This is a genomic window from Lutibacter sp. (genome assembly GCF_033723435.1).
In the GTDB taxonomy this organism is placed as follows: domain Bacteria; phylum Bacteroidota; class Bacteroidia; order Flavobacteriales; family Flavobacteriaceae; genus Lutibacter.
In genome coordinates this window covers 488,080-505,941 of record NZ_JAWVXC010000002.1, presented here as the reverse complement: position 1 = coordinate 505,941, position 17,862 = coordinate 488,080, and the positions used below count along the sequence as shown (strand labels likewise).

Sequence of the window (17,862 nt, the reverse complement as noted above, 5' to 3'; positions counted from 1 at the left end):
GTTTCTAATCTTAATAACACTTCTTTTTTATAACTTCTACTTATTGGTAATGTCTTTTTAGTTAATTTCGCAAAATGAAAACTAAAAAGGCATTTGTTTTACTTAACGGATTAAAACCTGCCGCACTCCCAAATTTATCTAATTATCAAATAATTTGTGCTATTGACGGTGCTTACAATTATCTTGAAGCTAAAAACATTGTACCCGATTTGGTTACTGGCGATTTTGATTCTATACACAAAATTCCAACAACCGTTGAAGTAATTAATACTCCAAATCAAGATTATACCGATTTTGAAAAAGCATTGTTTATTTTAAATGAAAGAGGTTTTTCAGAAATTGATGTTTATGGAGGAAGCGGTAAAGAGCACGATCACTTTTTAGGAAATATTAGCACCGCATTAACTTGGAAAAAAAAGTTGAACATTACTTTTTATGATGATTTTGGAAAATATTTTTTCATCAATAACACATTTACAACATCCGATATTTTAAACAAAAACATTTCATTAATACCATTTCCAAAGGCAAAAGGAATTATAACAGCAGGATTAAAATATCCTTTAAAAAATGAAAAATTAAATTTTGGAAAAAGAATTGGAACTCGAAATAAAGCTATTGAAAACACTATTGAAATAACTTTAAAAAAAGGGAATTTATTAATTTATATAAGTAAATAAAATGAATAGAAAATTAAAATTAATTTGGGATTTTAGAGGATTAGATGCACAAAAAACTGCAGAACACCAATCTATTCATTTAAAAGAATTCGCTTTAAAAGAAAAGTTACATTTTTATGAAAGTACTTTTAAACAACTTTCCGAAACACATTCCATTGCTTTTATAACTGTTGATGAAATAGATATGAAAATTTATAGAGATGCTCTAAAACCTCATAGAGGAGAATTAGCCTAATTATTTACAGAATTGGCTACAATCCAAGCTCCAGTCCAAGCATTTTGAAAATTAAATCCGCCTGTAACTGCATCAATATTTAGCACTTCACCTGCAAAAAATAGATTTTTATGTAGTTTACTTTCAAAACGTTTAAAATCAATTTCCTTTAAATTAATACCTCCTGCTGTTACAAATTCATCTTTAAAAGTGCTTTTCCCTGTTACATTAAATGCGCTTTTAGTAAGTTGATTTGTTAAATTATCTAACTGTTTATTACTTAATTGCGCCCATTGTTCATTTTCAGAAATAACTGCTGCAAGTATTAATTTATGCCATAATCTTTTAGGAATTTCTTCAAAAACCGTATGCAAAACTACTTGCTTTTTAGCGTGGTTTTTCTTTGCTGATTTTAACCTTTCTAAAACAGCTTCAAATTTTAAGGATAACCAATTCACTTCAATTTGAAATTGATATTTTTTTTGAGATAATTCTAATGCTCCCCAAGCAGATAGCTTTAAAATTGCCGGACCACTTAAACCCCAATGTGTAATTAATAAAGGACCATGTTCCGTTAATTTTGAATTCAAAATAGTTACGGTTGCTTTAGGAACAGAAATTCCTGGTATCTCTTTTAATCTTTCATCTTCAATATTAAAAGTAAACAGTGAAGGAACTGGTTTTATAATGGTATGACCCAACTCTTCCATCATATTCCAAACTTTAGTGTTACTTCCTGAAGCAACCAACACATAATTTGCTGTAAATTCTTCCGAAGTTGTTTTAATAATAAACTTCTCGCCTATTTTTTTTATAGCATCAACTCGAGTACTTGTTTTTAAAATAACTCCAGCATTTTTAGCACTTTCTAAAAAACAATCTATTATAGTTTGTGAAGAATTACTTTGAGGAAATACTCTATTATCGTCTTCAATTTTTAAGGAAACTCCTCTATTTTCAAACCATTCCATAGTATCTCCCGTCATAAATTGATGAAATGAACCTCGCAATTCCTTTTTACCTCTCGGATAAAATTCTACCAACTCATTTGGCGTAAAACAAGCATGAGTTACATTACATCTTCCTCCTCCACTTACTTTTACTTTTTGTAAAACTTTATTGCTTCCTTCTAAAATAATTACTTCCAAATTTGGATGCATCTCAGCAGCATTTATTGCGGCAAAAAAACCTGCCGCTCCACCTCCAATAATTACAAACCTCTTCATTATAATTCCATTTTTTTATAAGGAATTACGATTTCAAATCCTTTTTGTTTGAAATAATTTGGAGTAGCTTCATTTCCTGTAGCTAAAATAAAATCGCCTCCCCAAGCTCCTAAACTTTTTGTTTGCCCAAAATAATCAGAGAATAATTCGTCCTGAATTGTTTTTAAATGAATTGTTTTTGAAACTATTTCTTCATGTGCTATCACTATTTTTTCAAAATCATTTAGATTTTTACAAGTCAAGAATTCATCTGTTAAACTTGAAATTTGATTAATTTCTGAAGTTAAATTTCCTTTTAATTGCTTAAAACGTTGAATACCTTCTCTACTATTTTGTTTTTTATTTAAATACACAAAATATAAATTTTCTTTAAATGAAGGGTTAAACTTTACCTTTTCAACAAAAGGATTTACTCTGTTTTTAGTATATAAAATTGGCGTATTATTTTGTGCACAAGCAATATCGTAGCCACTTCCTCCAAAGGTGGTTTCTAATAATTGATAAGGGTTTATTTTTGCCCAATTAGAAATATTATTTATTAATGTTGAAGATGTTCCTAATCCCCAATTTTGAGGAAATGTAAGATTTGTTTTTACTAAAAATCCTTTTTTTGAATTTAAAAAAGAAGCATTTAGTTTTTTAACCTGAACTAATATTTCCCTTAAATTTTCAGCAATTTTATCATTTCCTCCTTCTTTATCCGAATTAAAAGTTGCGCTAACTAAACGTAATTTTGGCAAATCAAAAATAGCCTCCAACCAACAAGCTCCTTCTTCTGTAAAACTATTCCATATTAATTGCGACTCCTCAATTGGAGTTACTACTAAATCTTGTCCAAATTTTGTTGGTATAGCTAATGCTTTTGCGCCTTCAAGCACAAAATATTCGCCTGTTAATAGTAATTTTCCGTTACTGTAGAATTTGCTCATTATTTATCTTTCGCTAACTTTTTGTATGCTTCAACCACAGCATTATGGGTTACTGTTTTATGCTCAAAATAATCAATTAAAAAAGCTTTTTCTTCTTCGCTTGCACCTAATTGCTTAATAATATTAGTTAAGTGCATTTTCATATGTCCTTTTTGAATTCCAGTAGTTGTTAATGCTCTTAATGCTGCAAAATTTTGTGCTAATCCTGCAACTGCAATAATTTCCATCAACTCTTTTGCTGAAGGATTTTCTAATAATTCTAAAGATAATTTTGATAATGGATGTAATTTTGTTAACCCTCCAACAGTACCTAGAGCCAATGGAATTTCAATCCAGAATTTAAAAATTCCATTTTCAATACTAGCATTTGTTAAACTTTTATATTTTCCACTTCGAGAAGCATAAGCATGAGCACCAGCTTCAATGGCTCTAAAATCATTTCCTGTAGCAATAACAACTGCATCAATACCATTCATAATTCCTTTGTTATGCGTTACCGCTCTGTGAGGTTCTGCATTAGCTATTTGAACTGCTTGCACAAACTTTTGTGCCAACTCTTCTGAATTTTCTGCATATAAATCTTCAACCTTGCAACTAACCTCGGCATGTACTAAACATTCAGGAACATAGTTTGATAGTATGCTCATTACAATTTGAATATCTGGCTTTTTAAACTCATTTGCAATAGCTTCTAAACAAGAGTTTATAAAATTAGCGCCCATACTATCCATTGTTTCAAACGTAACATGGATTTGATAGTAATTTGCTAATTCTTTAGTTTTATCACGTAATTCTATATCTAAAATACCTCCACCACGCTTTCGCATGTTTTTAGTAATATTTTCGGTTACTTTATAAAAGTCTTCTTTTTTACTATTGAAATAATTTTTGAGTTCTTCTTTATTTCCTTTATACATGAAATGTACTTGTCCAACTTTTTTAGTAGAAATTACCTTAGCGCTAAAACCTCCACGAGTTCTCCAAAATTTAGCAACTAATGATGCTGCTGCAACTACAGAACTTTCTTCAATAGTCATTGGAATAGTATACTCTTTACCGTTTATTAAAAAATTAGGCGCAATAGCAAAGGGAATGTAAAAATTAGAAATGGTGTTTTCTATAAAATCGTCATGTAAATATTGAAGCACTTTATTAGTATTCCAATATTGTTGAATTACTTTTTTTATTTTTTCATCATCATTAAAAAAAGTAGTAACTAACCAATTTATTTTTTCATGTTTAGAGAGCTTTGAAAAACCATGTACACTTTTCCCCATTTTTATCCTGAAATTTATAATGCAACAAATATAAATCAATAAAAATAAATGGTTCTATAATAACACTTATGAATTATTTTATGAATTATTTCATACTTACTTTGCTATTTTTTTCTTAAACTTGACACTTATTTTTAAGCACATTTATTTCATGAAAAAAATACTCTTGTTATTTATAGCTATAACCTCTATAGCAAATGCACAAAAAAAAGATTTTACCTTAGAAGAAATTTGGAATGGTTCGTTTAGAACAGAACGAATGAACGAACTAAATTCCATGAATGGGGATTTTTACACCTTGTTAAATTTTAATAGAGAAACCAGAAGTACTTCTGTAGATAAATACAGTTATGAAACTTTAGAAAAAGTTGGAACTATTGTAGACAGCAAAAATTTAAATAATTTAAAATATTTTGAAACCTATGCTTTTAACAATAATGAAACCAAACTGATATTAGGTGTTGATATTGAACCTATCTATAGAAGATCGACACTTGGAATTTTTTACGTTTATGATATTGCTTCTAAATCTTTACAATTAATTGATAAAGATAAAATTCAAGAACCTACTTTTTCACCTGACAGTAAAAAGATTGCCTACGCAAAAAACAATAATATTTACATTAAAAATTTAGAAACTAATACCACTACACAAATAACTTTTGATGGTAAAAAAAATAACATTATAAATGGTATTTGTGATTGGGTTTACGAAGAAGAGTTCGCATTTGTTAGAGCTTTTAAATGGAGTAACGATAGTAAAAACATTGCTTATTTAAGATTTGACGAAAGTGAAGTTCCTACTTTTTCCATGGATATTTATGGCAAAACTTTATACCCAACACAAAAAGTCTTTAAATACCCAAAAGCTGGCGAAAAAAATTCAATAGTAACACTTAATTTATATAATGTTTCTAACCAAAAATCCACTAAAATAGATTTAGGAAACTACGAATATATTCCTAGATTCAAATGGACTAAAGATGCTAATATTTTATCGGCTACTACTTTAAATCGTCATCAAAATAATTTAAACTTGTATATAGTTAATGCAAATGATTTCACCACTAAAATAATATTAAATGAAACCGATCCTGCTTATGTTGACGTTACGGATAATTTAACGTTTTTAAAAGATAATAGTTTTATTTGGACAAGTGAAAAAGATGGATTTAATCATATTTACTATTACTCAAAAAATGGTAAATTAATTAATCAAGTTACCAAAGGGAACTGGGAGGTAACTGATTTTTATGGCGTTGATGAAAATTTAAAAACAGTATTTTACCAATCCACAGAAAATGGATCTATAAATAGAACTGTTTATTCCATAAAATTGAACGGTAAAAATAAAACCTTATTAAGTGCTAACACCGGAACAAACGATGCTTCTTTTAGTAAAAACAAACACTATTTTATAAACACGTTTTCAAGTGCTTCTACACCACCTATTTATACTTTATATAGTGAAAACGGAAAAAAACTTAAAGAAGTTTTAAATAATAATGCACTAGCAAACAAATTAAAAGATTACCAACTTTCTCCAAAAGAATTTTTCACATTAAAAACACCAAATGGTAACTTTAATGCTTGGATGATAAAACCTACAAATTTTAATCCTAAAAATAAATATCCTTTATTTATGACCCAGTATTCTGGTCCTGGATCACAATCTGTAAGTAACAGCTGGAATAGTTATAATGACTATTGGTACGAATTATTAGCTGAAAAAGGATACGTAATAGTTTGTGTTGACGGAAGAGGAACAGGTTTTAAAGGAAGAGATTTTAAAAAAGTTACTTATAAAGAATTAGGCAAATACGAAGTTCAAGATCAAATTGAAGCAGCTAAAGAATTAGGTAAAAAACCTTTTATTGATGCATCTGAAATAGGCATTTGGGGTTGGAGCTATGGAGGTTTTATGTCTGCAAATTGTATTTTAAAAGGAAATGATGTATTTAAAATGGCAATTGCTGTTGCTCCGGTAACTAGTTGGCGTTTTTACGATTCTATTTATACAGAACGTTATATGCAAACACCACAAGAAAATCCCTCAGGTTACGATGATAATTCTCCATTAAATTTCGCGAATCAATTAAAAGGAAAATTATTATTAGTGCATGGAAGTGGCGATGATAATGTTCATTTTCAAAACTCTATGCGATTTTCAAATGCTTTAATTGAAGCTAACAAACCTTTTGACGAAGCTATTTATCCAGATAGAACACACGGAATTTATAGAGGTAAAAATACTCGATTACACCTTTATAATAAAATGACTAAATTTATCGAGCAAAATTTAAAAACAAATAAACAATTAACAATTAAATTATGAAAGAAATACCATTTAGAAAATCACATCCTAAAGGGCTATATACGTTGTTTGCAACAGAAATGTGGGAACGATTTAGCTACTATGGAATGCGTGCCTTATTAACACTTTATCTTACAGCAGAATTAGTAAATGGAGGGTTTGGTTTAGATAGAGAGTCTGCTCTTGAAGTGTACGCAATTTTTACTGGTTTAGTTTATTTAACTCCAATTCTAGGAGGTTGGGTATCTGATAAATTTTTTGGGCAAAGAAAAACCGTTTATATTGGTGGTTTAGTTATGGCTGTTGGTCAATTTTTATTGGCTTCAAGTGCTTTACTATACGAAACTACTCAAACAACTTCTGATAGTCGTCAATTCTTATTCAATTTTGGTTTGGGTGTGCTTATTATTGGAAATGGGTTCTTTAAACCAAATATTTCTACTGTGGTTGGTGACTTTTACAATAATAACGATCCAATGAAAGATTCTGCTTTTAACATCTTTTATTTAGGAATCAACTTAGGTGCAATTTTAGGAACTTTTATTGCCGGTGGATTAGGAGAAGATGTTGAATGGGGTTATGGGTTTTTAGCTGCTGGTATTGGTATGATTTTAGGTGTACTTTGGCTTAAAATGAGAGAAAACACATTAGAACATTATGGATTACCTCCAAACACTCCTGAAGAGAAAACAGTATTAGACAGTAAAGATTGGGTAACTATTTTTATTTGGATGATTGGTTTAATTGTAACTACTTATGTTTTAATGTTTTCTTGGGGTTTAATTCCTGAAATTGCAAAAACAATTATCACTTATGGCATTTTTGGAGCCATTATTTTAGGCTTAGCTTTTTCTATTGGTAAAGGAACAAAAGGAGCTGATGAATGGAGTAGAATGGCAGTAATTATTGTATTGGCTGTTTTTAATATTGTATTTTGGGCGGGCTTTGAACAAGCTGGTGGTACATTTAGTTTATTTGCAAAAAATAACACAGATAGAATGATATTTGGTTGGGAAATGCCAGCTACTTGGTTTCAAAATGTAAATTCCTTTGCTATTTTATTATTTGCCTCTCTATTTTCTATTATGTGGATATGGTTAGATAAAAAAGGATGGAATCCAAGAACACCAATAAAATTTGCACTAGGCTTTTTCTTAGGTGCAATTGCCTTTTTTGTAATGACACAAGCTCAAGGACTTGCGGATACTGGTATAAAAGTGTCGCCTTGGTGGTTAGTATCAGTTTATGTTCTACTAACTTTAGGAGAATTAATGCTATCTCCTATTGGATTATCTATGGTTACCAAATTAGCACCTACTAAATTAGTTTCCGTAGTTATGGGATTATGGATGGCAAGTTTTGCTGCTGGGAACTTTATGGCAGGAATGCTAGAAAGCATCCTTAAAAGGTTTGATTATCCATTATATCCATTTATAATGTGGGTAATGATTATTATTGGAGTTATAACCGTACTAATTTCTCCTTTATTAAATAAAGCAATGAAAGGAATTCACTAATATGATTAATACATAATTAATATTAATATTAAAAAGCTCAGTTAAATAATTAGCTGAGCTTATTTATTATCTAAAATAAATAAAATGAGTACAGAAAAAAAAGATTTAGGTTTTATAGAATTAATGAAATCATTTTCTAGCACTTTTTGGAAAGCTAGTTTCTTTGAACTTTTTGAACGGTTTGCTTGGTATGGAATGTTTGCTATTTTAGCCATGTATTTAGTGGCTTCAAAAGATATCAATGGGCTTGGTTTTACCGATGATCAAGGTGGTTTAATTATTGGTGTAGTAACTGGTACACTTTATTTTTTACCTATAATCACAGGAGCTATTGCTGATAAAATTGGCTATAGAAAAAGTTTAATAATTGCTTTTGTAATTTTAGCTTCAGGATATCTTACCTTAAATTTTGTACAATCCTATTGGGCATTTTTTGCGGTATTTATGTATTTAGGGCTTGGTGCAGCTATGTTTAAACCAGTTGCTTCTGGAATTGTTGCTCGCTCTACCAATTCTACTAATGTATCTATGGGATTTGGTATTTTTTATATGATGGTTAATGTAGGTGGTTGGATTGGGCCATTTGTTGTTGGGAAACTTAGAGGAGAAACCAACTGGGTTATTGCTTTTAAAATGGCAACTGCAGTTATTTTAATCAATTTAATTTTTGTAACTTTTTTCTATAAAGACCCTGCTAAGGAAAAAGAAGCAAAACAACCACTTTTAGACACTATAAAACAATCATTCCTAAATATATGGAAAGCATTAAAAGATGCAAAATTGACTGTATTATTACTAATAATGATTGGTTTTTGGACCTTATTCAATCAATTATTTTATACCCTACCAAAATACATTCAAGATTGGGTTGATGTTAAATCTTTATTTAATTCCATTCATGGATTTTCCCCTTTTTTAGCTTCAGTTATTGGCGATAGTACCGAAAAAATTGCTAAACCTGAATTGTTAGTAAATTTAGATGCTTTTGCTATTATTTTCTTTCAAATCTTAATTTCATACATTGTTATTAAATGGAGATCTATAAATGCAATGATAACTGGTTTAGTAATTGTAACTATTGGTATTGGATTAGCATTCTATTTTAGAGATGGTCTTTTTATAATTCTTGGAATTATTGTTTTTGCTATTGGTGAAATGACTACTAATCCTAAGTTTTCAGCTTATATTGCCGAAATTTCTCCGAAGGGTAAAGAAGCGCTATACCAAGGAACCTATTTTTTACCTGTATTTGTAGGTAATGTTATTGCTGGCTGGATTTCAGGAAGTGTTTATGGTAAAATTTCTTCTAAAATTACGTTAGCGCAAAATGAAGCAATTTCAAAAGGAATAGAAATTTTAGATAAAAATGATCATTTAGTTCATTATACTAAAACAGGATTTAAAGTAGTAGATAAAGCTGGTAATGTCATTAAAAATGTAAATGCAGATATTACTAAAAATGCATATATAGATCAAGTTGCTGAAAAGTTACATATGACTTCAAACAATTTAACTACTCATTTATGGGACACATATCATCCAAATCAAATATTATATATTTTTGTTGGATTAGGAGTACTTACATTTCTATCGCTTTTATTTTATGATAAAATTTATGCAAGAAAGAAAAAGAAAAATGCTTAATCTTAAACACAAACCTCTTTTTTCTATGAAAAAAGAGGTTTGTGTTTATTTATCTATAATTAAAAATCTATGAATAAATCTTCAAACGAATTTTTCAAAACACAAGTTTTAGGTCATCCTGCTGGGCTTTTTGTGTTATTTTTTACAGAAATGTGGGAACGCTTTTCATTTTATGGAATGCGTGCCTTGTTAGTACTTTTTTTAGTTAGTGCTTTAGGGTTAGGTGGTTGGAATTGGCCACGTGAAAATGCTTTAGCTCTTTACGGAACATATTTAGCCTTACTATATTTAACGCCTATAATAGGTGGAACATTAGCAGATAAATACTTAGGAAATAGAAAAGCTATTATTATTGGAGCTTTAATTATGACTTTTGGGCATGCTAGTATGGCTATAGAATCTAGTCCTTTTTTCTTGTATTTGGGACTATTTTTATTAGTTATTGGTACTGGTTTTTTTAAACCAAATATGAGTTCTTTTATTTCTATTTTATATAAAGATTTTCCAGAAAAAAAAGATGGAGCATACACAATTTTTTATATGGGTGTTAATGCAGGCGCTTTTTTAGGAATTATGTTATGTGGTTATTTGGGAGAAGAACTAGGTTGGAGCTGGGGCTTTGGTTTGGCTGGCATTTTTATGCTGCTTGGATTATTACAATTTACAATGGCTCACGGAATTTTTGGAGAAGTTGGAAAAAAACCAAACAAAGAAAACAAAACCATTGAAACTGATGATCATATTGAAATTGAAGATAAATTAAATCCATTTACTACTTTAGATAAAATACTTATAGTTATAGTAGCTGTTTTAGGGCTTACTTGGATTATAAACGATCCTTTATCTAAAATTATAGATTACAACTTACTTAGTTTTCATAATACAGATTATGCAGGTTATGTTATTTCCATCACCCTTGTAATTTTCTTATTTTTACTCGTGTCAAGAATTGTACGATACAGTAAAATTACCCGTGATAAAATGATTGCTGTAGTAATTTTTGCTTCATTTATTATATTTTTTTGGGCTTCATTTGAACAAGCTGGAGGCTCTATGAGTATTTTTGCAAAAGATTATACAAATAGAGTTTTATCTGGTAATGCTGCATTCATTTTTAACATTGTTGATGTAATTATTACGGTGGTTCCAATCGCAATTATTACTTGGGTTTTATTCCTGCTTTTTAGACAAACTTTTAAAAAATATTTTGTTTCTAATCTAATTTTAGGCTTTAGCTTTCTAATAATTTGGGGATTAGTTATTTGGAAAATTAATAGAAATTTCACTACTTATTCTTATGAAATTTCTTATCCTACCTATCAAATAGCACAATCTAATCCGAATGGAGAAATCACTAAAAAAAATTATGTAATTACTAGCACTACTAAAGTTCCTGAAAATGCAGAAATAATTACTAAAAACACGGTAATTCGTTCCTCTTTAGAATATCTTAAAAATGATAAAATTTCTATTATCGACATCGATAAAAAAGGAACTAATTTTAAGTATTTAACTCCAGAGAAAGCAGAATTAATAGATACTAAAATACAAGCAACTATTGTAAAAAAACGCGAAAACGAGATTCAAATTCCTGCAACTTGGTTTTTAATTTTAAACTCATTATTTATTATTGTTTTTGCACCTTTATTTTCTAAATGGTGGGAAAGTAAATACAATCCAAATCCTGCTTCCAAATATGCTATTGGGCTTTTCTTTTTAGGAATCGGGTTTGCATTTTTAGCTTTTGGAGCTTCAGGAATACCACAAGGAGCTAAAACAGCCTCTATAAGTATGGTCTGGTTAATTTTAGCTTATTTATTCCATACATTAGGAGAACTCTGCGTTTCTCCAGTTGGATTATCCTATGTTAGTAAATTAGTTCCTGCCAGAATGATTGCTTTTATGTTTGGTGTTTGGTATTTAGCTTTAGCAATAGGAAATAAAACCTCGGGTAAAATGGGAGCTATGATTGATGATGTAACCGCTAAATATGATATTTCAACTTTCTTTTTAATTTTTACATTTGTACCAATAATTATTGGTGTTATTGCGTTAGCATTAACTCCTGTCTTAAAAAAATTAATGCACGGAGTTAAATAATTAATTATAAATAATCTGTAATTTTGGCAACATTATTGCGACATAACTTTAAAATATTTAAAATTTAATTAATGAAAAAAATAATTTTATTCATAGCATTTGTAAGTAGCTTAACTATAAGTGCTCAAGAAATTAATTGGATGACCTTTGAACAGGCTATTGCTGCTCAACAAAAAAATCCTAAAAAAATAATGATAGATGCTTTTACCACTTGGTGTGGACCATGTAAAATGTTGGATAGAAATACTTTCCATAATCCTGATGTGGTAGCTTATGTTAATAAAAATTACTACGCAGTAAAATTTAATGCCGAAGGTAATGAACAAATTAGCTTTAAAGGAAAAACGTTTGGTAATCCAAATTTTGACCCAAATAAAAAAGGACGTAATAGTTCGCATGAATTAGCCGGATATTATGGTGTAAGAGCATATCCTACCATTCTTTTTTTAGATGAAAAATCAGATTTTATTGGACCTTTGGTTGGTTATAAAACACCAAAACAATTAGAACTTTTTTTGAAAATATTTAAAAACGACGATTATAAAAACATAAAAACTAAAGAAGATTTTGAGAAATATTCTTCTAATTTTACTTCTAGTTTTAAAGATTAATTTTTTTAATCTACTATTTTATAAGCTCCTTTTTGCATAGTACTGTAAAAAGGAGTTTTATTTTTTATACATGTATTTTTCCAATTTACCATATAACTTTTAAAATTTGATCCATCAGCAATTATTAATGTTGGATGCATTGTTTTTAATAATCTCTCCAAGTTAATTTTAGGTGACTTTTGTAATATAATTGCAACTGGCTTTTTCAATTTTACTGGATACAAACTTAAACTATCAATTCTTAAAAAATTAATTTTATTAAATGCTAATAGTTTTCTTTGTTGATTAGAAATTACAACATTATAAATTCCATTTCCTATTAAATAGGATTTTATAGGCTCAGAATACTTATCTATTTTGTTATTAGATGTATAAATTTTAAAATCTTCACCACTTCTAATTCCAATTATTGAAACTTTTGTTTTATTAAATACAATTAGTTCGTTAGTGGTTTGCAGTTTATATTTCTGAAAAATAAAAATAGATTGTATTAAAATAATACTACTTAAAACTAATACAACTCTTTTAAAATTTTGCTTTTCAAAAAATTTAAAAAAAACTAAAATAAAAATATAAACGGCAATCATCATCCAAAAAGTTATAGAAATATTTTGAATTAAAAATTGATGTTGATTTGCAATAAACGCAACAATTTCGTTCATAAAATTGATAATGAAATTGTATATCTCGGCTATAAAGTTTGGTAAAATATTAAATATTGAAAGAAGAATTACAATTATACCTGCAATTAAAATTATTCCTAAAAAAGGAATAATTATCAAATTTGCCACAAAAAACAAACCCGGAAATTGATGAAAATAATAAATACTCAATGGTAATATTCCTATTTGAGCAGCAATAGAAACCGTAAATAGTTGCCATAATTTATTTAGAATCCAATATGAAGGTTTAATTAAATCAACTAATTTGGGTTGTATCCATACAATAGAAAAAACAGCTAAGTAACTTAGTTGAAATCCTACATCAAATAAATAGAAAGGATGAAAAAGCAATAAAAAAAACATAGATATTACCAAAGCATTGTAAATATTAGAAAGTCGATTTACGTTTAAGCTTATAGCTATAGCAGTAAACATTGCAACGGCTCTAACCACAGATGCTGATAAGCCTGCAATAACAGCATACATCCATAATAAAATTACTACTGAAATTAAAGCAATTGTTTTTCCATTTTTTAAATAATGTAAAGGTTTAAACAACCATGTTAATAGCCACAATAAAATACCAATATGCAATCCTGAAACGGCTAAAATGTGAATTGCTCCTGCACCTGCATAGCTTTTTAATAAATCGCTAGATACAAAATTCCGTTGACCTAACAATAAAGCATTTATTACCGCTAACACCTCATTTTTAAATCCATTTTTTTGCAACGATTTATTAATTTCTTTTCTAATAAAAAAGGCAAATCCATTTAAAGTAATTCTTTGTTTAGGTAATTTTTTATATTGTTTTTTTGAAAGAGTTAACTGGTAAAAAATCTGTTTATTCTCTAAATATTTTTTATAGTTAAAAGTGTATGGGTTTTTAGGTTTTAGAATAGCTTTAAATTTAACCTTAGTTAATAAAACATCATCCAACTCTAATGTATTATTAATACTATCCTTTTGGATATTTACTAAAATTTTACCCGAAGTTTTAGTTTTATTTAACTGAATTACTGCTGCTTCAAATTTATTGTAATACTTGGTATCTTTTAATGTTTTTGTTATCTGTAAATAGGCTGTTGGATTACTACTCTTTGAAAATTCAAATACGTTTCCAAAATAATTAGTTTTATTCTTATCTTTTTGAAAAGTAATACTAGCAATTCCAATAAAAATAGTAATTGCAAAAAATAGAAAAGCAAAAGAAATGGTTGAAATCTTATTTTTTGATGAATAATAAACTATTCCAAAAAGAAGAATTAAAAACAATAAAATTTCAGCAACAAAATCTACAGAAAATGGGAAGTGCTTTCCAACTAAAATTCCGAAAATCAGAAAAAAAGTAAGTTGTACAGGAACAAACTTTAAAAACTTAATCATAGCACGATAAAGCTACAAAAAATAATTTACCCAACGTTTTAATTAGATAATTTAATGAAATATTCGTTTTTTATAAACGTGATTTAAATCATAATTAAGATGTTCAATATAAAGTAACTTTGAGCTGTTAAAAAAATTTAAAAATCATGAAGAAACTAATTTTCAGCAGTATTACAATTATTTTATTCAGTTTAAGTGTTTTTGCACAAGATATAGCTCCTTATATAAAGGTTGGAGAAACTACAAATTCTATGCAACAAACGTCTGAAGCAGTAATTAATGCTTTACAAAACAATTCATTTACAATTTTAGGAAAATATAATCCTGAAAATAAAAACAACTTACAAGTAATTGTATTTACTAGTACAGATTTAAAAAATACGGTAGTTAAAGTAAGTGATAGAGGCGCACTTGGAGCTGCTTTTAAAGTAGGTTTAGTAGAAAAAGATGGAAAAATAACTATTTCATATACAAACCCTGATTATTTTTTACGTGCTTATATGCAAAATAATTACGTTACTTTTAAAAGTGTTTTTCAAAAATTTAGTGCAGATGTAAAAACCGCATTAGCTACTTTAGGAAATGAATTTAAACCATTTGGAGGTACAATAGCTGCAAATAAAATTAAAAAATATCATTATAAAATAATGATGCCTTATTTTACAGATCCTGTAGAACTAAACGAATATTCTTCATTTGAAGAGGGTTTAAAAATTATCGAAAATAATTTAAAAAATCACAAATCAAATACAGTTTTAGTTTACAAAGTTATATATCCTAAAGAAAAAGTAGCTGTTTTTGGAATTGGTTTACAAAGTAAAGAAGATGGAGAATCTTATTTTTTACCAAAAATAGGAGAAGAAAATATTGCTGCTATGCCTTATGAAATAATTTTACAAGGAAAAACAGTAACCATGCTACACGGAAAATACAGATTAGCTTTAAGTTGGCCTGAATTATCTATGGGAACTTTTATGAAAATTATGAGTACTCCTGGTGATATTGAAGACACTTTAGAAGCTGTTTGCAAATAATTACTTTACTAACAAATATTGAAGAACTTTTGGAATTTAAGTATTCCAAAAGTTTTTTTATGCTGTTATATATTTGGCTACTTTTTTAGAGGCTCCTTTGCCGCCTAGTTTCTGTTCTAAATCATAATAGTCTAAAAATAAAACTGCGCGTTTATAATCGTCAAGTAATAATGTGAGTTCTTTTTCCAATTTTTTTTCATTAAAATCATCTTGAATTAATTCGGTTACAACTTCTTTATCCATTATTAAATTCACCAATGAAATAAACTTTAGTTTTACTAACTGTTTTCCTATTTGATAAGAAATCCAGCTTGTTTTATAACAAACAATTTCAGGAACTTTAAACAAAGCGGTTTCTAAAGTAGCTGTACCCGAAGTAACTATTGCCGCGTATGAAATAGATAATAAATCATACGTTTTATTACTCAAAAATTTAACATTACTGCTTTTTAAAAACGGTTTATAAAAACTATAATTTTGACTTGGTGCTCCGGCAATTACAAATTGATAATTCTCAAATTTAGGAGCCATTTTAAGCATAATAGAAAGCATTTTTTTTATTTCTTGTTTCCTGCTTCCAGGTAATAAAGCAATAATTGGTTTTTGAGATAACCCATATTCTTTTTTAAAAGAAACTTCATCTACCTGAGTTCTATTAGCTATTGCATCAATAAGTGGATGTCCAACAAATTTAACTGGAAAATGGTGTTTTTGTTCGTAAAAATCTTTTTCAAAAGGAAGAATTACAAACATTTCATCTACATCACGTTTTATTTTTTTTATTCTATTTTCTTTCCATGCCCAAATTTGGGGCGAAATATAATAGTAAACTTTAATTCCATTTTTTTTTGCAAAATCTGCAATCCTCATATTAAATCCTGGATAATCAATTAAAATTAAAGCATCAGGTTTAAATTGTAAAATATCCTCTTTACAAAAAGAAATGTTTTTAAAAATAGTTCTAATATTCATTAAAACTTCTGCAAAACCCATAAAAGCTAAATCTTTATAATGTTTTACTAAAGTTCCTCCAACTTTTTGCATTAAATCTCCACCCCAAAACCTAATGTTAGTTTCTGGATTTATCTCAAACATTGCTTTCATTAAATTAGAGCCGTGTAAATCTCCAGATGCTTCGCCAGCTATAATATAATACCTCATACCCACAATTTATTTAGCAAATAAAGTTAATAATAAAACGATAAAAGCGATTAAAAAAGTTTCTAATAAAACACCTCTAGCTCTATAAATTTGCTTCTTTTTTAGAAAGATAAAAAACACAAAAAAATTAGCAATAGCACCTAAAACTAATACTTTTCCTTGTAAGTTTCCTTCAACTATAAGCCGAATTGTTTCATAAAATCCTTTATTTGAAAAATATTCTATAAACAAATAGCATCCAAAAAAAGTAGCTATAAGAGCCGTAAAAAATCCTATTAGAATTTCCTTTTTCACTTTTTATTATTGGTATGAAAGTTATTTAATTTCCAGTTATTAAGCTCGTTTATAACATGGTAAGCAGTTAAATCAAATTGTACAGGAACTAAGGAAATGTATCCATTTGCTAATGCCCACTCATCAGTATCTTCTCCTTTATCCATATTTACAAATTTACCAGTTAACCAATAATATATCTTTCCTCCAGGATTAATACGTTTATCAAATTCTTCAACCCAATTTGCACGAGCTTGCCTACATACTTTTATTCCTTTAAATGAATTCATTTTAGGGAAATTAACATTTAAAACTACCCCATCTGGTAATCCATTTTCCAATACATTTAATGCCAATTGCTTTATATACTTTTTTAAAGGTTCAAAATTTGCATTCCATGAGTAATCTAATAATGAAAAACCAATAGCTGGTATACCTTCTACTCCAGCCTCTACTGCAGCACTCATAGTCCCTGAATAAATAACATTAATAGATGAATTTGAACCATGGTTAATACCAGAAACACATAAATTGGGTCTTCTATCTAATACTTCACTTACTGCTAACTTAACACAATCAACTGGCGTTCCAGATGATTTGTATTCAGTTTGCGGTCCATCATCAATTTTAATTTCATCGCAATATAAAGTTTCATTAATAGTAACTGCATGTCCCATACCACTTTGCGGGCCATCAGGAGCTATTACAACTACTTCTCCAATTTCATTCATAACAGAAATTAAAGCTCGCAAACCAGGAGCTGTTACTCCGTCATCATTAGTAACTAAAATTAAGGGTCTCTTATCCATTATCATAAATTTAAATAACAAAACT

At 28.5% G+C, this 17,862-nt stretch carries 15 protein-coding genes; 8 read left to right on the top strand and 7 right to left on the bottom strand.

Features of this window, described 5'->3' with window-relative positions; translation table 11 throughout:
- Positions 1-74 precede the first annotated feature (74 nt).
- Both R3342_RS05320 and R3342_RS05315 read left to right on the top strand, forming a co-directional pair.
- On the top strand, positions 75-680 hold the full coding sequence (locus tag R3342_RS05320; RefSeq protein WP_318938699.1) for a thiamine diphosphokinase: 606 nt from the start codon (positions 75-77) through the stop codon (positions 678-680).
- A 1-nt stretch (position 681) separates the two neighbouring features.
- Positions 682-915 carry a hypothetical protein gene (locus tag R3342_RS05315; RefSeq protein ID WP_318938698.1) on the top strand — a complete coding sequence of 78 codons (234 nt, stop codon included), beginning with the start codon at positions 682-684 and terminating at the stop codon, positions 913-915.
- Here the strand turns inward: R3342_RS05315 and R3342_RS05310 are convergent.
- Genes R3342_RS05310 through R3342_RS05300 form a run of 3 tightly spaced genes read right to left on the bottom strand, consistent with a single transcriptional unit; the run spans position 912 to position 4,326 of the window.
- Positions 912-2,120, bottom strand: coding sequence for an NAD(P)/FAD-dependent oxidoreductase (locus tag R3342_RS05310; protein WP_318938697.1), 1,209 nt, complete (start codon positions 2,118-2,120; stop codon positions 912-914). The two genes, R3342_RS05315 and R3342_RS05310, sit on opposite strands and share 4 nt — an antisense overlap.
- Positions 2,120-3,049: a GYDIA family GHMP kinase gene (locus tag R3342_RS05305; protein ID WP_318938696.1), complete on the bottom strand. Its 930-nt coding sequence runs from the start codon at positions 3,047-3,049 to the stop codon at positions 2,120-2,122. The genes R3342_RS05310 and R3342_RS05305 overlap by 1 nt, the downstream gene beginning before the upstream one ends.
- Positions 3,049-4,326, bottom strand: a complete 1,278-nt coding sequence (locus R3342_RS05300; protein ID WP_318938694.1) for a hydroxymethylglutaryl-CoA reductase, degradative — start codon at positions 4,324-4,326, stop codon at positions 3,049-3,051. Before R3342_RS05300 ends, R3342_RS05305 begins: the two co-directional genes overlap by 1 nt.
- Positions 4,327-4,477: 151 nt before the next feature.
- Between R3342_RS05300 and R3342_RS05295 the strand changes: the two genes are divergently transcribed.
- The 5 genes from R3342_RS05295 (at position 4,478) to R3342_RS05275 (ending at position 12,512) form a co-directional block, all read left to right on the top strand.
- Positions 4,478-6,661 carry a S9 family peptidase gene (locus tag R3342_RS05295; protein ID WP_318938692.1) on the top strand — a complete coding sequence of 728 codons (2,184 nt, stop codon included), beginning with the start codon at positions 4,478-4,480 and terminating at the stop codon, positions 6,659-6,661.
- Complete coding sequence (locus R3342_RS05290) at positions 6,658-8,157, top strand: peptide MFS transporter (RefSeq protein ID WP_318938691.1); 1,500 nt, start codon at positions 6,658-6,660, stop codon at positions 8,155-8,157. Before R3342_RS05295 ends, R3342_RS05290 begins: the two co-directional genes overlap by 4 nt.
- A gap of 84 nt (positions 8,158-8,241) precedes the next feature.
- Positions 8,242-9,801 (top strand): MFS transporter, encoded by a 1,560-nt coding sequence (locus R3342_RS05285; RefSeq protein WP_318938689.1) that lies wholly within the window; start codon positions 8,242-8,244, stop codon positions 9,799-9,801.
- 69 nt (positions 9,802-9,870) lie between these two features.
- On the top strand, positions 9,871-11,901 hold the full coding sequence (locus tag R3342_RS05280; protein WP_318938687.1) for a peptide MFS transporter: 2,031 nt from the start codon (positions 9,871-9,873) through the stop codon (positions 11,899-11,901).
- Between the two features lie 71 nt (positions 11,902-11,972).
- Positions 11,973-12,512, top strand: coding sequence for a thioredoxin family protein (locus R3342_RS05275; RefSeq protein ID WP_318938686.1), 540 nt, complete (start codon positions 11,973-11,975; stop codon positions 12,510-12,512).
- Positions 12,513-12,517: 5 nt separating this feature from the next.
- Here R3342_RS05275 and R3342_RS05270 read toward each other — a convergent pair whose 3' ends face one another.
- Positions 12,518-14,560 (bottom strand): ComEC/Rec2 family competence protein, encoded by a 2,043-nt coding sequence (locus R3342_RS05270; protein ID WP_318938683.1) that lies wholly within the window; start codon positions 14,558-14,560, stop codon positions 12,518-12,520.
- 146 nt (positions 14,561-14,706) lie between these two features.
- On the opposite strand from R3342_RS05270, the gene R3342_RS05265 reads away from it, so the two are divergent.
- A complete protein-coding gene (locus R3342_RS05265; protein WP_318938681.1) occupies positions 14,707-15,594 on the top strand; it encodes a hypothetical protein in 888 nt (295 codons plus the stop codon).
- A gap of 57 nt (positions 15,595-15,651) precedes the next feature.
- Here R3342_RS05265 and lpxB read toward each other — a convergent pair whose 3' ends face one another.
- The 3 genes from lpxB to surE are packed head-to-tail and all read right to left on the bottom strand — an operon-like array spanning position 15,652 to position 17,837.
- A complete protein-coding gene (gene lpxB, locus R3342_RS05260) occupies positions 15,652-16,755 on the bottom strand; it encodes a lipid-A-disaccharide synthase (protein ID WP_318938679.1) in 1,104 nt (367 codons plus the stop codon).
- Positions 16,756-16,764: 9 nt separating this feature from the next.
- Positions 16,765-17,049: a hypothetical protein gene (locus tag R3342_RS05255; RefSeq protein WP_318938677.1), complete on the bottom strand. Its 285-nt coding sequence runs from the start codon at positions 17,047-17,049 to the stop codon at positions 16,765-16,767.
- A complete protein-coding gene (surE, locus tag R3342_RS05250; protein ID WP_318938675.1) occupies positions 17,046-17,837 on the bottom strand; it encodes a 5'/3'-nucleotidase SurE in 792 nt (263 codons plus the stop codon). The genes R3342_RS05255 and surE overlap by 4 nt, the downstream gene beginning before the upstream one ends.
- Positions 17,838-17,862 lie beyond the last annotated feature (25 nt).

Excerpts from the sequence above, each read along its gene's own strand:
- R3342_RS05320 (WP_318938699.1), top strand. The coding sequence starts at position 75 with ATGAAAACTAAAAAGGCATTTGTTTTACTTAACGGATTAAAACCTGCC.
- lpxB (WP_318938679.1), bottom strand. The coding sequence starts at position 16,755 with ATGAGGTATTATATTATAGCTGGCGAAGCATCTGGAGATTTACACGGC.
- R3342_RS05300 (WP_318938694.1), bottom strand. The coding sequence starts at position 4,326 with ATGGGGAAAAGTGTACATGGTTTTTCAAAGCTCTCTAAACATGAAAAA.
- surE (WP_318938675.1), bottom strand. The coding sequence starts at position 17,837 with ATGGATAAGAGACCCTTAATTTTAGTTACTAATGATGACGGAGTAACA.
- R3342_RS05285 (WP_318938689.1), top strand. The coding sequence starts at position 8,242 with ATGAGTACAGAAAAAAAAGATTTAGGTTTTATAGAATTAATGAAATCA.
- R3342_RS05280 (WP_318938687.1), top strand. The coding sequence starts at position 9,871 with ATGAATAAATCTTCAAACGAATTTTTCAAAACACAAGTTTTAGGTCAT.
- R3342_RS05295 (WP_318938692.1), top strand. The coding sequence starts at position 4,478 with ATGAAAAAAATACTCTTGTTATTTATAGCTATAACCTCTATAGCAAAT.
- R3342_RS05265 (WP_318938681.1), top strand. The coding sequence starts at position 14,707 with ATGAAGAAACTAATTTTCAGCAGTATTACAATTATTTTATTCAGTTTA.
- R3342_RS05305 (WP_318938696.1), bottom strand. The coding sequence starts at position 3,049 with ATGAGCAAATTCTACAGTAACGGAAAATTACTATTAACAGGCGAATAT.
- R3342_RS05275 (WP_318938686.1), top strand. The coding sequence starts at position 11,973 with ATGAAAAAAATAATTTTATTCATAGCATTTGTAAGTAGCTTAACTATA.
- R3342_RS05270 (WP_318938683.1), bottom strand. The coding sequence starts at position 14,560 with ATGATTAAGTTTTTAAAGTTTGTTCCTGTACAACTTACTTTTTTTCTG.
- R3342_RS05315 (WP_318938698.1), top strand. The coding sequence starts at position 682 with ATGAATAGAAAATTAAAATTAATTTGGGATTTTAGAGGATTAGATGCA.
- R3342_RS05310 (WP_318938697.1), bottom strand. The coding sequence starts at position 2,120 with ATGAAGAGGTTTGTAATTATTGGAGGTGGAGCGGCAGGTTTTTTTGCC.
- R3342_RS05290 (WP_318938691.1), top strand. The coding sequence starts at position 6,658 with ATGAAAGAAATACCATTTAGAAAATCACATCCTAAAGGGCTATATACG.